The 12544-nt window shown below is 68.3% G+C and carries 13 protein-coding genes; 6 read left to right on the plus strand and 7 right to left on the minus strand.

The window, feature by feature from the left end; genetic code table 11:
* Together coaE and AC1IQ6_RS25005 are read right to left on the minus strand one after the other, a co-directional pair.
* Positions 1 to 648: a dephospho-CoA kinase gene (coaE, locus tag AC1IQ6_RS25000; RefSeq protein WP_102775702.1), complete on the minus strand. Its 648-nt coding sequence runs from the start codon at positions 646 to 648 to the stop codon at positions 1 to 3.
* Positions 649 to 673: 25 nt separating this feature from the next.
* Entirely contained in the window at positions 674 to 1522 is an 849-nt protein-coding gene (locus tag AC1IQ6_RS25005) for a prepilin peptidase (RefSeq protein ID WP_485865447.1), read from the minus strand.
* A 193-nt stretch (positions 1523 to 1715) separates the two neighbouring features.
* On the opposite strand from AC1IQ6_RS25005, the gene AC1IQ6_RS25010 reads away from it, so the two are divergent.
* A complete protein-coding gene (locus AC1IQ6_RS25010; protein WP_485865448.1) occupies positions 1716 to 2498 on the plus strand; it encodes a copper resistance protein NlpE N-terminal domain-containing protein in 783 nt (260 codons plus the stop codon).
* Between the two features lie 86 nt (positions 2499 to 2584).
* On the opposite strand, the gene AC1IQ6_RS25015 is transcribed toward AC1IQ6_RS25010, so the two are convergent.
* The 4 genes from AC1IQ6_RS25015 to AC1IQ6_RS25030 all read right to left on the minus strand — a co-directional run bounded on the left by AC1IQ6_RS25015 (position 2585) and on the right by AC1IQ6_RS25030 (position 5002).
* The gene (locus tag AC1IQ6_RS25015) at positions 2585 to 2908 is read right to left on the minus strand and encodes a response regulator transcription factor (RefSeq protein ID WP_485865449.1); all 324 of its coding nucleotides are present in this window, start codon (positions 2906 to 2908) and stop codon (positions 2585 to 2587) included.
* Positions 2909 to 3018: 110 nt separating this feature from the next.
* Complete coding sequence (gene panC, locus AC1IQ6_RS25020) at positions 3019 to 3873, minus strand: pantoate--beta-alanine ligase (RefSeq protein ID WP_102775698.1); 855 nt, start codon at positions 3871 to 3873, stop codon at positions 3019 to 3021.
* Between the two features lie 36 nt (positions 3874 to 3909).
* Positions 3910 to 4797 carry a segregation and condensation protein A gene (locus AC1IQ6_RS25025; RefSeq protein WP_102775697.1) on the minus strand — a complete coding sequence of 296 codons (888 nt, stop codon included), beginning with the start codon at positions 4795 to 4797 and terminating at the stop codon, positions 3910 to 3912.
* Between the two features lie 16 nt (positions 4798 to 4813).
* On the minus strand, positions 4814 to 5002 hold the full coding sequence (locus AC1IQ6_RS25030) for a DUF3460 family protein (RefSeq protein ID WP_102775696.1): 189 nt from the start codon (positions 5000 to 5002) through the stop codon (positions 4814 to 4816).
* A gap of 97 nt (positions 5003 to 5099) precedes the next feature.
* On the opposite strand from AC1IQ6_RS25030, the gene AC1IQ6_RS25035 reads away from it, so the two are divergent.
* The 5 genes from AC1IQ6_RS25035 (at position 5100) to AC1IQ6_RS25055 (ending at position 11694) form a co-directional block, all read left to right on the plus strand.
* Entirely contained in the window at positions 5100 to 6554 is a 1455-nt protein-coding gene (locus AC1IQ6_RS25035) for an MFS transporter (protein ID WP_111826777.1), read from the plus strand.
* Positions 6541 to 8067: a glycerol kinase GlpK gene (gene glpK / locus AC1IQ6_RS25040; RefSeq protein WP_102775694.1), complete on the plus strand. Its 1527-nt coding sequence runs from the start codon at positions 6541 to 6543 to the stop codon at positions 8065 to 8067. Before AC1IQ6_RS25035 ends, glpK begins: the two co-directional genes overlap by 14 nt.
* 460 nt (positions 8068 to 8527) lie before the next feature.
* Positions 8528 to 9463: a 3-hydroxyacyl-CoA dehydrogenase family protein gene (locus tag AC1IQ6_RS25045; protein ID WP_111826778.1), complete on the plus strand. Its 936-nt coding sequence runs from the start codon at positions 8528 to 8530 to the stop codon at positions 9461 to 9463.
* A gap of 130 nt (positions 9464 to 9593) precedes the next feature.
* The gene (locus AC1IQ6_RS25050; protein ID WP_111826779.1) at positions 9594 to 10934 is read left to right on the plus strand and encodes a short-chain fatty acid transporter; all 1341 of its coding nucleotides are present in this window, start codon (positions 9594 to 9596) and stop codon (positions 10932 to 10934) included.
* Between the two features lie 31 nt (positions 10935 to 10965).
* On the plus strand, positions 10966 to 11694 hold the full coding sequence (locus tag AC1IQ6_RS25055; protein WP_209166924.1) for an SDR family NAD(P)-dependent oxidoreductase: 729 nt from the start codon (positions 10966 to 10968) through the stop codon (positions 11692 to 11694).
* Between the two features lie 47 nt (positions 11695 to 11741).
* Here AC1IQ6_RS25055 and AC1IQ6_RS25060 read toward each other — a convergent pair whose 3' ends face one another.
* Positions 11742 to 12524 carry an IclR family transcriptional regulator gene (locus AC1IQ6_RS25060; protein ID WP_102775690.1) on the minus strand — a complete coding sequence of 261 codons (783 nt, stop codon included), beginning with the start codon at positions 12522 to 12524 and terminating at the stop codon, positions 11742 to 11744.
* Positions 12525 to 12544 lie beyond the last annotated feature (20 nt).

The raw sequence follows: 12544 nt of genomic DNA on the forward strand, positions 1-12544 counted from the left end.
TTATTCAGGGGTGCCGGCCTGGCCCAGGGCTTGCCGGTCTGTCGTGCCCGCCAGCGCCAGCCAGCGGTCGTGCAGGGTCTTCGCCTGCGCGCGCAGTTGTTCGGGCGTGGTGGCGCCATCGTTGACGATGACGTCGTCGGCGGCTTCCAGCCGGCTTGCGCGCGCAGCCTGTGCTGCCATGATACGCCTGATGGCTGGCTCCGTCAGCCCGCTGCGCGCGCGCACGCGGGCCACCTGCGTCTCGGGATCGCAATCCACCACGCAGATGCGATCCAGGCGCGCGCGCCAGCGCGGCAGCGACTCCACCAGCAAGGGCACGACGAAGACCAGATACGATCCGGCGGCCGCGGCGGCCTGGCGTTCGGTCTCCTGGCCGATGGCCGGATGCATGATGGCTTCCAGCCGCAGCCGCACCTGCGGATCGGAGAACGCCTGCTCGCGCATCCATGCGCGGTCCAGCGCGCCGTCGGCCGTCAGCGCCCGCGGGCCGAATTCGCGTTCGATCGCCGGCATGGCCGCGCCCTGCGGCGCGGTCAGCGTATGCGCGATCTCGTCGGTATCGACCACCGACGCGCCCCACTGCGCAAGCATGTCCGCCACGCGGGTCTTGCCCGATCCGATACCGCCAGTCAATCCTATCTTGTACATGCCGCTCGTCCCATCGTGTCGCGTACTAGCCCAGCCATTGCCACAGCCCCTGCGGCCCGCCCGCCAGCAGCGTCACGATGCCGGCCAGCGCCAGATAAGGGCCGAAGGGCAGCGGCTGTCCGCGGCTGGCGCGTCCACTCAGCGTCAGCGCGCCGCCGATCAGCACGCCCAGCAGCGACGCGCCCAGCAGCAGCATCGGCAGGGTCTCGATGCCGAACCATGCGCCCAGGGCGGCCAGCAGCTTGAAGTCGCCGTGGCCCATGCCTTCGCGCCCGGTCAGCAGGCGGAATATATGAAAGATAACCCACAGGAACACATAGCCCGCGACCGCGCCGGCCACCGCCATCTGCACGCTGGTGTAGGCGTCGAACAGATTGGCCAGCAGGCCCGCCCACAGCAGCGGCTGCGTCAGCGCATCGGGCAGCAGCGTCGATTCGAAATCGATCCAGGCCAGCGCCACCAGCGTGGCCGACAGGCCCATCGCGCACAGCGCCAGCGGCGTGGCGCCGAAGCGCCAGGCGCAGGCGGCGAACAGCGCGCAGGTCAGCAGTTCGATGGCCGGGTAGCGCCAGCCTATCGCGGTTCCGCAGGCGGCGCAGCGTCCGCGCAGCAGCAGCCAGCCCAGCAGCGGCGCACGGCGCCAGCCCGTCACCGGCGCGGCGCAGGCCGGGCAGTGCGACGCCGGCGACCACAGGCCGTAGCGGCTTTCGGTGCGCGCCTGGCCGGCCGCCTCCTGGCAGTGCGCCTGCCACTCCTGCTCCATCATGCGCGGCAGCCGGTGCGTCAGCAGCGTCAGCCAGTTGCCCACGGCCAGGCCCGCCAGCGCCGCCAGGACGATGAACAGGCCCGGGGGCAGGTCGAAGACGTAGCGCATCGCCGTCATCCGATGCGCGCGCCGGCGGCGTGCGCGATCGGGCCCGGGACGCGATGTAGAACCGGCCGGCGGCGGCCATGTCGTAATTTGTGCATAAAGTGCGGAATACACCCAGGAGCGGCTAGGGCAACGTATCGAATCTTCGCATAAGTGCGTAAAATCGGAGACAGACTCAATTCACGGATAAGCTGCCATGACCGCGCGCGTCGACAACATTGTTACCCGCTCCCGCAAACTAAGCGTCATGGGGCTGCTGCTGGCGGGCACCGCCATAGGCGCGGCGGGCTGCGCCCAGCAGAAGACCGAGGGCTATTACGACCCGCCCGCGGAAAGCACCGTGACCGACGCGCAGTACCAGGGCTCCGGCGCCGGCTACCGCACCGTGATCCGCGCGCCTTCGCAGGTGCAGATCGCGCTCAAGCCGGATGCCCGCAAGCCGCAGAACCAGGCCCAGCAAGCGGCCGCGGCAGGCGCGGAAACCACCGAAGACGGCCAGACCGTACCCGAGCACGCCGAGGGCGGCGGCAGTAGCGCGGGCGCAGCGACCGCCGCGCCCGCGCCCGCGCCGGCGCCCAATGCCGCCGCGCACAGCCTGGTGCCGCAACCCCAGACCTACATGGGCACGCTGCCGTGCTTCTCGCCCGTCATGCAGTGCACGGCGCAGCGCGTGACGCTGACGCTGGCGCCCAACGGCCGCTGGCGCGGCCGCACCGCCTACCTGGAGAACGATCCCCAGAAGGGCCAGCCGGTGGCCGAACAAGGCTGCTGGGACGCCACCGACGAACGCCCGCCGCGCGTCATCCTGATGGACGGCCAGGGCAACGCCCGCGTCGAGTTCGTGGTGGCCGCCAACAACGTGCTGCGCGTGCGCTCCATCGCCGGCCAGACGCCGAACCTGAACTACAACCTGACCCGCCAGCCGGACCTGGACCCCATCGACGAGCTGGCCAAGGCCGCCGCGCCCAAGTGCCCCTGAGCACCGCGCGCGCTTGAATCCATGCCTGGCACCGGGCCCGGCGAACGCCTCGTTCGCCGGGCCCGATGTTTTTGGGCGCGCAGGCATCATGGCTTGGCCGGCGCGTATCGGGGCGAGGGCTGTTCATGCAGGGTGACGGCCCCGCCGTGCGGATCGCCCTCCGGCATGAGCGGCACGGGCGAGGCGCCCGAACGCCGGTGGGCGCACAGCCGGCAGGCCTGTTGCATGGCGTTGCGGGCGCGGAGCTTGGTGAAGATGCGGGCGCGATGGGCTTCGACGGTGCGCAGCGAAATGCCCAGGTCGATGGCGATGACCTTGTTCGGGCTGCCCGCCGCCACGTAGGCGACGATCTGGCGTTCGCGCGGCGTCAGGGTGGCGAGGACGTCGTCCAGGTCGGGGCGGGGCTGCATGGGGCTTGTCTCCTGCAAAGTAGATTTGCATCGAGTCTGCCCCGCCGCGCCAGCCGCCGGAAGCTGGCAATTCTGTCAGGGTGGACATAAACGCCCCCCCTGCCCGGGCCTCAGGCCGTGTAGACCAGTTCCAGATTGTCGATCAGGCGGGTGGCGCCGAGTTTGGCGGCGGCCAGCGCCACCACCGGCTCGCCGGCCTGCAGGTCGGCGGCTTCGGGGCGCTTCAGGTCGCGCTGGCGGCGCAGCGCCACGTAGTCCACCTGCCAGCCGCGCCGGGTCAGGCCGTCGATGGCTTCGCGCTCCAGCGCGGCGGCGTCGCGCTCGCCCTGGGCCAGGCGCTGGCCCAGCTGCTGCAGGGCGGCGTACAGGGCCGGCGCCTCGGCGCGGTCGGCCTCGCTCAGGTAGCGGTTGCGCGAGGACAGCGCCAGGCCGTCCTCGGCGCGCACGGTTTCGTGCGCCAGCACTTCCACCGGCAGCTGGAACTGGCGGCACATGTTGCGCACCACCATGAGCTGCTGGTAGTCCTTCTTGCCGAACACGGCCACGCGCGGCTGCACGCAGGAAAACAGCTTCAGCACCACGGTGCTCACGCCCGCGAAGAAGCCGGGACGGAATTCGCCTTCGAGGATGTCGCCGAGGTCGTCGGGCGGCTGCACGCGGAAATTCTGCGGCTCGGGATACATTTCACGCTCGTTGGGCGCGAACAGCACGTAGACGTCGCGCTCGCGTTCGAGCTTCTCGATGTCGGCGGCCAGCGTGCGCGGATACTGGTCGAAGTCTTCGTTGGGACCGAACTGCAGGCGGTTGACGAAGATGCTGGCCACCACCGGATCGCCATGCTGGCGCGCGAGCTTCATCAGCGCCAGGTGGCCTTCGTGCAGGTTGCCCATGGTGGGCACGAACGATACGCGGTTCTGTCCGCGCAGGTGGTCGCGCAATTCCTGGATGGTGTGTACGACTTTCAAGGGGAGTCTCCGGAAGTAGGAACGCGCAGCCCGGCCTCAGGCCGCGACCGCCGCCACGCTGGTATAGGCCAGGCGCACGTAGATGGGCGCGTAGGGTTCCGCCTGCGTGATCTCGAGCAGGGATTCGCGGGCCAGTTCCAGCATGGCGATGAAATGCACCACGACCACCGCCGCGGGCGCGCCTTCGCGGATACGCTCCATGAAGAGGTCGCCGAACTCCATGAAGCGCACGTCGTTCAGGCGCCGCAGGATGTGCGTCATGTGGTCGCGCACCGACAGCTGTTCGCGCGTGATGTGGTGGTGCTGGTTCAGCTTGGCCCGCTTCATGATGTCGGCCCAGGCCGCGCGCAGGTCGTCCACGCTGACTTCGGGCAGCATGCGCTCGACGCTCAGGTCGGCCACCGCCTGGCTGCTGACGAAGTCGCGGCCGAGCTGCGGCATACGGTCGAGCTTCTGGGCCGCCAGCTTCATCTGCTCGTATTCGAGCAGGCGGCGCACCAGTTCGGCGCGCGGGTCCTCGGGCTCTTCGCCGGTGTCGGTCTTCTTGACCGGCAGCAGCATGCGCGACTTGATCTCGATGAGCATCGCCGCCATCAGCAGGTATTCGGCGGCCAGCTCCAGGTTGTGGATGCGGATCTGCTCGACGTACGAGAGGTATTGCCGCGTGACATCCGCCATCGGGATGTCCAGCACGTTGAAGTTCTGCTTGCGGATCAGGTAGAGCAGCAGGTCCAGCGGCCCTTCGAACGCCTCCAGGAAGACCTCCAGCGCATCCGGCGGGATGTACAGGTCGGTCGGCATCTGGAACAGCGGCTCGCCGTACAGGCGCGCGAACGCCACGCTGTCTACCGTGTCGGGGGTGCTGTCGACGGGCGGTTCCACTAGCGCGGCCAGGGCGTCGCCCGGGAAAGCGTTCTGGGCCATGGTTGCCGCAAGGGGCTCAGTCGGCCTGGTATACGTACGGCTTCTGCGGCACGCGGCCGGCGCGGAAGGCCTCCAGCAGCTCCGGGTCCTGCGGTTTGTCCCAAAGACGGGCGCGGCCCTCGCGCTGGCGCTCTTCGGTGCCGGGATGCGACTGCTTGTAGTCTTTCAGGAAACGGGTGATCTCGGATTCGTAGTTGGTCGCCATGACGCCAATTTCAGTGGGTTTCGGATGAGGGGAGTTTACTTCACGACGGCCCCTCCCCCGGCGTTACAATCTGGAGGCCCCCTACGTATCCTCGCCCATGTCCGCAGAATCCGCCGCCGCCGCCCATCCCGCTCCCTCACTCACCCCGGAAGCGATGCGCGCGGCACGCATGATTCCCTTCATCGTCGGCTGCGCGCTGTTCATGCAGATGCTGGACGCCACGGTGGTCGCCACGGCCCTGCCGGCGATGGCGCGGGCCCTGGGCTCGACCCCGGTGCGGCTGAACGTGGCCATCACCTCCTACCTGCTGTCGGTGGCCGTGTTCGTGCCCGTCAGCGGCTGGGCGGCCGACCGCTACGGCGCGCGGCGCGTGTTCGTGGCGGCCATCGGCCTGTTCACCCTGAGCTCCGTGGCCTGCGCCCTGTCGCAGGACCTGCCGCAGCTGGTGGCGGCCCGCGTCGTCCAGGGCATGGCCGGCGCGATGATGGTGCCGGTGGGGCGCATCATCCTGCTGCGCACCGTGCCCAAGCAGGACTTGCTCAAGGCCATGTCCTTCCTGTCCATCCCCGCCCTGCTGGGGCCGGTGATCGGGCCGCCGCTGGGCGGCTTCATGGTCACCTATATGTCGTGGCACTGGATCTTCCTGATCAACATTCCCATCGGCATCCTGGGCATTTTCCTGGTGCTGCGCTACGTGGAGGAAATCCGCGTGGAAGGCGCGCCGCGCCTGGACTGGCCGGGCTTTCTGCTCAGCGCCATCTGCCTGGCGACGCTGGTCAGCGGCTTCGAGGCGATCGGCCGCGACGTGATGCCACTGCCCATGCTGCTGGGCCTGATCGCCACCGGCCTGGCCTGCGGCCTGCTCTACGGCTGGCACGCGCGCCGGGCGCCCCATCCCATCATCGATCTGTCCCTGATGCGGATACCGACCTTCGCCATCGCCACCCTGGGCGGCAACCTGTGCCGCTTCGCCGTGGGCGCCACGCCGTTCCTGCTGGCCATGCTGCTGCAGGTGGGCTTCGGCCTGTCGCCGTTCTCGGCCGGGCTGATCACCTTCGCCAGCGCCGCCGGCGCGCTGCTGATGAAGTTCGTCGCCACCCCCATCGTGCAGCACTTCGGATTTCGTCGGGTATTGACCGTCAACGCGCTGCTGACCGGCATTTTCATCGTGGTCTGCGGCGCCTTCACGCCCGCCACGCCGGTCTGGCTGATGATCGCCGTGCTGCTGGTGGGCGGGTTTTTCCGCTCGCTGCAGTTCACGGGGGTAAATACGCTAACCTATGCCGACATTCCCCCGACCCAGATGAGCCGCGCCAGCAGTTTCGCCGCCATGGCGCAGCAGCTCGGCATCAGCCTGGGCGTGGGCGTGGCGGCGGTCACGCTGAACATCAGCATGGCCCTGCGCGGCGCCGAGACGCTGGCGATACGGGACGTGGTCGCGGGCTTCATCGTCATCGGCGTGCTGTGCATGGCCTCGGTCTTCTCATTTGGACGCCTCGACCCGCTGGCCGGGGCTCACCTGAACGGCGCAAAGAATCGTGACGACGAATGAATTTGTCCTGGCCCTGGACCAGGGAACCACCAGCTCCCGGGCCATCGTGTTCGACCGCGAAGGCGTGGTGCGCGGCGTAGGCCAGCGCGAATTCCGCCAGCATTATCCCCGTCCGGGCTGGGTCGAGCACGACGCCGGCGAAATCTGGCAGAGCCAGCTGGACGTGGCCCGCGAGGCCTTGCGCAACGCCGGCGCGGCCGCGGCCGACATCGCCGCCCTCGGCATCACCAACCAGCGCGAAACCACGCTGATCTGGGAGCGCGCCACCGGCCGGCCGCTGGCCCGCGCCATCGTCTGGCAGGACCGCCGCACCGCGCCCATGTGCGACCAGCTGCGCCAGGACGGCCACGCCGATTTCCTGCAATCGCGCACCGGCCTGGTGGTGGACGCCTATTTCTCGGGCACCAAGCTGGCCTGGCTGCTGGACCACGTGCCCGGCGCGCGCCAGCTCGCCGAGCGCGGCGAACTGGCCTTCGGCACCGTCGACACCTGGCTGGTGTGGCAGCTGACCGGCGGCGCGGTCCACAGCACCGACCCCAGCAACGCCTCGCGCACCATGCTGTTCGACCTGCATACCCAGGACTGGAGCGACGACATCCTGGCGCTGCTCAAGATCCCGCGCAGCGTGCTGCCACGGATCGCCCCCAGCAGCGCCGTGGTGGGCGACACCCTGCCCGAATGGCTGGGCGGCGCCATCCCCATCGCCGGCGTGGCGGGCGACCAGCAGGCCGCCACCTTCGGCCAGGCCTGCTACAGGCCGGGCATGGCCAAGAACACCTACGGCACCGGCTGCTTCATGCTGATGAACGTGGGCGGGCAGCCCGTGCAGTCGCGCAACAACCTGCTGTCGACCGTGGGCTGGGGCCTGCCGCGCGACGGCGGCGGCTGGCAGCCCACCTACATGCTCGAAGGCGGCGTGTTCGTGGCCGGCGCGGCGGTGCAGTGGCTGCGCGACGGCCTGGGCATCATCCAGCGCTCCGAGGAGATCGAGGCGCTGGCCGCCAGCGTGTCCAGCACGGACGACGTCTTCATGGTGCCGGCCTTCGCCGGCCTGGGCGCGCCGCATTGGGACCCCTACGCGCGCGGCACCCTGGTGGGCCTGACTCGCGGCACCACCCGCGCCCACATCGCGCGCGCCACCCTCGAATCCATCGCCCTGCAAAGCGCCGAACTGCTGACCTGCATGAACGCCGATAGCGGCATCGCCCTGACCGAGCTGCGCGTCGACGGCGGCGCGGCCCGCAACGACCTGCTGATGCAGATGCAGGCCGACCTGCTGGGCGTGCCGGTCGTGCGCCCCCGCGTGCCCGAATCCACCGCGCTGGGCGCGGCCGGCCTGGCCGGCCTGGCCGTGGGCTTCTGGTCCGGCCAGGACGAATTCGCGTCCAAGTGGCAGGCCGAACGCACGTTCGAACCGAGCTGGCCCGCGTCCGTGCGCGAAGCGCGGATGGCGCGCTGGCGGCAGGCGGTGGAGCTGTCCAAGGGTTGGTCCAACAGCGCCGGACCAGGCTGATCGTGGGCGGGCGTAGGATGGGTGCAGCGCGAGAGCCCTTAAGCAAGAACTCAAATATCGAACGCGCGTAACCCATCAGGCGGCGCCAGCCGCCGCTTTTCGTGGCAAGAGACAAAGCCGGCTCTCGCTTCGTGGCAAGAAATAAAGCCGGCTCTCGCCGGCCGATGGGTTACGCGCGTTCGGCGTCCGGCTTCTTACCCCGCCGGTGCCGCGCTGCACCCATCCTACGTCCCCACGCCCCCCGTCCACCAGCCGGACACCCAAAATCCCTGATTTGTCCGCCCCCCGCGACATTTAGTACTATCGTTTTCATTAATTCTATATACGCACAAATGTTCGTATCTAGAACATAACGATTTTTCTGGCCAGGCGCACAGGAAGGCACACCCGGAAGAGACGGCAATCCCTGGTTCCGCGCGTGCCCGCCGCAAGCCCGGCGAGTCAGCCCGAGCGAACCATCATGGATACTCCCCTCAAAAATCTCGCCATCGTCGGCGCAGGCGCCATGGGCAGCGGCATCGCGGCCCTGTTCGCCTCGAAGGGACTGAACATCGTCCTCATCGACCCGGTCGAAGGCGCGCTGGAGCGCGCGCTCAAGACGATAGACCGCCAACTGAACGTCTACGCGCCCGGCCGGGTCCAGGAAACCATGCAGCGCATCCAGTTGTCGCCCGGCCTGGAAGCGGCCTGCAACAGCGACCTGGTGATCGAGGCCGTACCCGAAAACCTCGAGCTCAAGCGCGACCTGTTCGCCCGGCTCGACGCGCTGTGCCCGGCGCACACCCTTTTCGCCACCAATACCTCCGGCCTGTCCATCAACGCCATCGCCACCGCCGTGCTGCGGCGCGACCGCTTCGTGGGCACGCACTTCTTCACCCCCGCCGACGTGATTCCGCTGGTGGAGGTGGTGCGCAACGACGCCACGTCGGACGAGACGGTGGCGCGCGTCATGGCCACGCTGCGCCACGCCGGCAAGCGGCCGGTGCTGGTGCGCCAGGACATTCCCGGCTTCATCGCCAACCGCATCCAGCACGCGCTGGCGCGCGAAGCCATTTCGCTGCTGGAAAAAGGCGTCGCCAGCGCGGAGGACATCGACGAAGTGGTCAAGTGGAGCCTGGGCATCCGGCTTGCGCTGTCCGGCCCGCTGGAGCAGCGCGACATGAACGGCATCGACGTGCATTACGCCATCGCCAGCTACCTCTACAAGGATCTCGACAACCGCACCGAGCCCTCGGCGCTTTTGAAGAGCAAGGTCGAAAGCGGGCAGATCGGCGCCAAGAGCGGCCAGGGTTTCTACACCTGGAGCCCGGAGCGCCGCGAACGCGTGCTGCGCGAGAAGAGCGCGGCGCTCGGAGAACTGGCCGCCTGGCTCAACGCCCGGGCCGACGACGCCTGAGGCCGGCGCATACCCATTACTACATAAGGCGCGGAGCCTGCCGCTACCGCGCCGTCGGGCCCCAAGGCCCCGCCACGCAAAGAAAACCGATCACAGAAAACCAGCCTTACCGGAGTTCGTTGGAGGCACCATGAATAAACTGGCTTCATTTTTCACGGAGCTGATGCGCAAGTATCTGCCCGATCCCTTTGTCTTCGCCATCGCGCTGACCCTGCTTACCGTACTGCTGGCCATGGGGGTCGAAGGCAAGGGCCTGGGCGACATCACCCGCGCCTGGGGCAACGGCTTCTGGAGCCTGCTGGCCTTCACCACCCAGATGGCGGTGATCCTGGCGATGGGCTATGTGCTGGCCACCGCCCCGCTGACCGACCGCATGCTCAACCGCATCGTCAGCCACGTGCACAAGCCGCACACCGCCATCATCGTGGCGACGCTGGTCGGCGGCATCGGCAGCTACCTGAACTGGGGCTTCGGCCTGGTCATCGGCGGCATCGTCGCCAAGAAGCTGGCCTTGAAGGTCAAGGGCGTGCACTACCCGCTGATCATCGCCGCCGCGTACAGCGGCTTCACCATGTACGGCCTGGGCCTGTCGGCCAGCATCCCGGTGCTGGTGGCCACGCCCAACCATCCCACCGCCAAGCAGATGGGCACCATCCCGCTGTCGGAAACGATTTTCTCGATGCCCATGCTGATCACCAGCCTGGTCATCATCGTCACGCTGCCGCTGCTCAACGCCTGGCTGCATCCGAAAAAGGGCGAGAAGGTCATCGAGGTCGATCCCGCGATCGACCGCGACACCACCGCCGCCAACGCCGCCGAAGACCTGCTGGAAAAGGGCACGCTGGCCTCGCGCCTGAACAACAGCCGCCTGCTGAGCCTGCTGATCGGCGCGCTGGGCGTGGCCTACGTGGTGTTCCACTTCATGGACGGCGGCTCGCTGGACCTGAACCTGATCAACTTCATCATCCTGTTCCTGGGCATCATCCTGCTGGGCACGCCGGCCGCCTACGTGGCCAAGCTGACCGAAGGCATCAAGACGATTTCCGGCATCATCCTGCAATACCCGTTCTACGCCGGCATCATGGCCATCATGGCCGCCTCGGGGCTGGTCACCACGATTTCCGCGGTCTTCGTCGACGTGGCCACGCCCGAGACGCTGCCGTTCTGGGGCCTGATCAGTTCTTTCGTCATCAACTTCTTCGCGCCGTCGGCCGGCGGCCACTGGGTCATCCAGGGTCCGTTCATGATCGACGCCGCCAAGGAAATCGGCAGCGCCCTGAACCAGACCACCATGGCCGTCATGCTGGGCAACGCCTGGAACGACCTGGTGCAGCCCTTCTGGATTCTGCCGGCGCTGGCGCTGTCCAAGCTGAAACTGCGCGATGTTATGGGCTATACCGTCATCATGATGCTGTGGGTCGGCGTGATCCACATCACGGCCGTCCTCCTCTGGGGCTATCTGACCCATTGAGCCACACGCACTCTTCCGGAACGGAGTTGATATGAGCAAACCTACCGCGTATCTCGTGACCGGCGGCAGCGCCGGGATCGGGGCGGCCATCATCCGCATGCTGCTCGATGCCGGCCACAAGGTCGTCAACATCGACTACAAGCTGCCCGAGAATCCGCCCGCCGGGCTGGTGTCGTACCAGGCCGACCTGACCGACGAAGCGCGCACCAAGGCGGTGGCCAAGGAAGTGACCGACGCCTACGACATCGTCGGGCTGGTGAACAACGCGGGCGCGACGCGCCCGGGCTCGGCCGACACCGCCACGCTGGCGGACCTGGACTATGTGGTCAACCTGCACCTGCGCACGGCGCTGATCCTGGTGCAGGCGGTGCTGCCGGCCATGCGCGCGGCCGGCTTCGGGCGCATCGTCAACATGGCCTCGCGCGCGGCGCTGGGCAAGCCCGACCGCGTGGTCTATTCGGCCACCAAGGCGGGCCTGCTGGGCCTGACGCGCACGCTGGCCATGGAGCTGGGCGGCGACGGCATCACGGTCAACGCCATCGGCCCCGGCCCCATCGCCACCGAACTGTTCACCAAGAGCAATCCCGCCGGCGCCCCGCAGACCGAGCGCATCATCAAGAGCATCGTGGTCAAGCGCCTGGGCACGCCCGAAGACGTGGCGCGCGCGGCGATGTTCTTCCTGTCGCCGGACAACGGCTTCGTCACCGGCCAGACGCTGTACGTCTGCGGCGGCACGACGCTGGGCGTCGCGCCCGTCTGAGGCCCGCCATGCGCACGCCGTCCTTCCTCCCGTCCTGCCTGCGCCGCCTAGCGGCGCAGCAGGGCGTGGTTGATCTGGTCGGCGGCGCGGCGCAGCGGCGGCAGGAACGCCGCCAGCATTTCCTGGCGCGAATAGCGGTTGGCATGGCCGCTGACGTTCATCGCGGCGATCACGCGGCCGCTGCGGTCCATGATGGGCACGGCCACCGATTGCAGGCCCGGCTCCAGTTCCTGCGCCACGCAGGCGTAGCCGTCGGCGCGCACGCCGGCCAGCACGCGCTTGAGCGCGTCGATGCCGGTGATGGTGTGCGGCGTATAGGTCCGGATCTGGCTCATCGCCAGCACCCGGTCCAGCTCCGGTTCCGTCAGGCCGGCCAGCAGCACGCGGCCCATGGACGTGACCCAGGCGGGCAGGCGGCTACCCACCGCCAGGTTGATGGTCATCACCTTGTGGGTGGACAGGCGCAGGATATAGACGATGTCCGCGCCCTCCAGCACCGACACGGAGCAGGATTCGCGGGTCTCTTCGGCCACCTCTTCCATGTAGGGCAGCGCCAGGTTCCACAGCGGCGTGCCGGACAGGTAGGCGTAGCCCAGCTCCAGGATGCGCGGGGTGAGCGAGAACTTGCGGTCGTCCACGGTCACGTAGCCCAGGTGCTCCAGCGTCAGCAGGATGCGGCGCGCGCCGGCGCGCGTCAGGCCGGTCACCGCCGCCACCTCGGACAGCGTCATCTGCGAACGCTCGGGGCCGAAGGCCCGGATCACGGACAGGCCGCGCGCAAAGGATTGAACGTAGCTGTCGCTGGGTTGCTGGGTGATTTGCTCGGCCATCCGTCTACCGCGAAGAGAAA

The sequence above is a fragment of the Achromobacter sp. MUI-25009338 genome (assembly GCF_057359325.1).

Bases quoted from the DNA above. Each gene is read 5' to 3' on its own strand.
- AC1IQ6_RS25025 (WP_102775697.1), bottom strand. From the start codon at position 4,797: ATGGCCCAGAACGCTTTCCCGGGCGACGCCCTGGCCGCGCTAGTGGAA.
- AC1IQ6_RS25015 (WP_485865449.1), bottom strand. From the start codon at position 2,908: ATGCAGCCCCGCCCCGACCTGGACGACGTCCTCGCCACCCTGACGCCG.
- AC1IQ6_RS25035 (WP_111826777.1), top strand. From the start codon at position 5,100: ATGTCCGCAGAATCCGCCGCCGCCGCCCATCCCGCTCCCTCACTCACC.
- AC1IQ6_RS25060 (WP_102775690.1), bottom strand. From the start codon at position 12,524: ATGGCCGAGCAAATCACCCAGCAACCCAGCGACAGCTACGTTCAATCC.
- AC1IQ6_RS25050 (WP_111826779.1), top strand. From the start codon at position 9,594: ATGAATAAACTGGCTTCATTTTTCACGGAGCTGATGCGCAAGTATCTG.
- AC1IQ6_RS25055 (WP_209166924.1), top strand. From the start codon at position 10,966: ATGAGCAAACCTACCGCGTATCTCGTGACCGGCGGCAGCGCCGGGATC.
- coaE (WP_102775702.1), bottom strand. From the start codon at position 648: ATGTACAAGATAGGATTGACTGGCGGTATCGGATCGGGCAAGACCCGC.
- AC1IQ6_RS25030 (WP_102775696.1), bottom strand. From the start codon at position 5,002: ATGGCGACCAACTACGAATCCGAGATCACCCGTTTCCTGAAAGACTAC.
- AC1IQ6_RS25005 (WP_485865447.1), bottom strand. From the start codon at position 1,522: ATGCGCTACGTCTTCGACCTGCCCCCGGGCCTGTTCATCGTCCTGGCG.
- AC1IQ6_RS25045 (WP_111826778.1), top strand. From the start codon at position 8,528: ATGGATACTCCCCTCAAAAATCTCGCCATCGTCGGCGCAGGCGCCATG.
- AC1IQ6_RS25010 (WP_485865448.1), top strand. From the start codon at position 1,716: ATGACCGCGCGCGTCGACAACATTGTTACCCGCTCCCGCAAACTAAGC.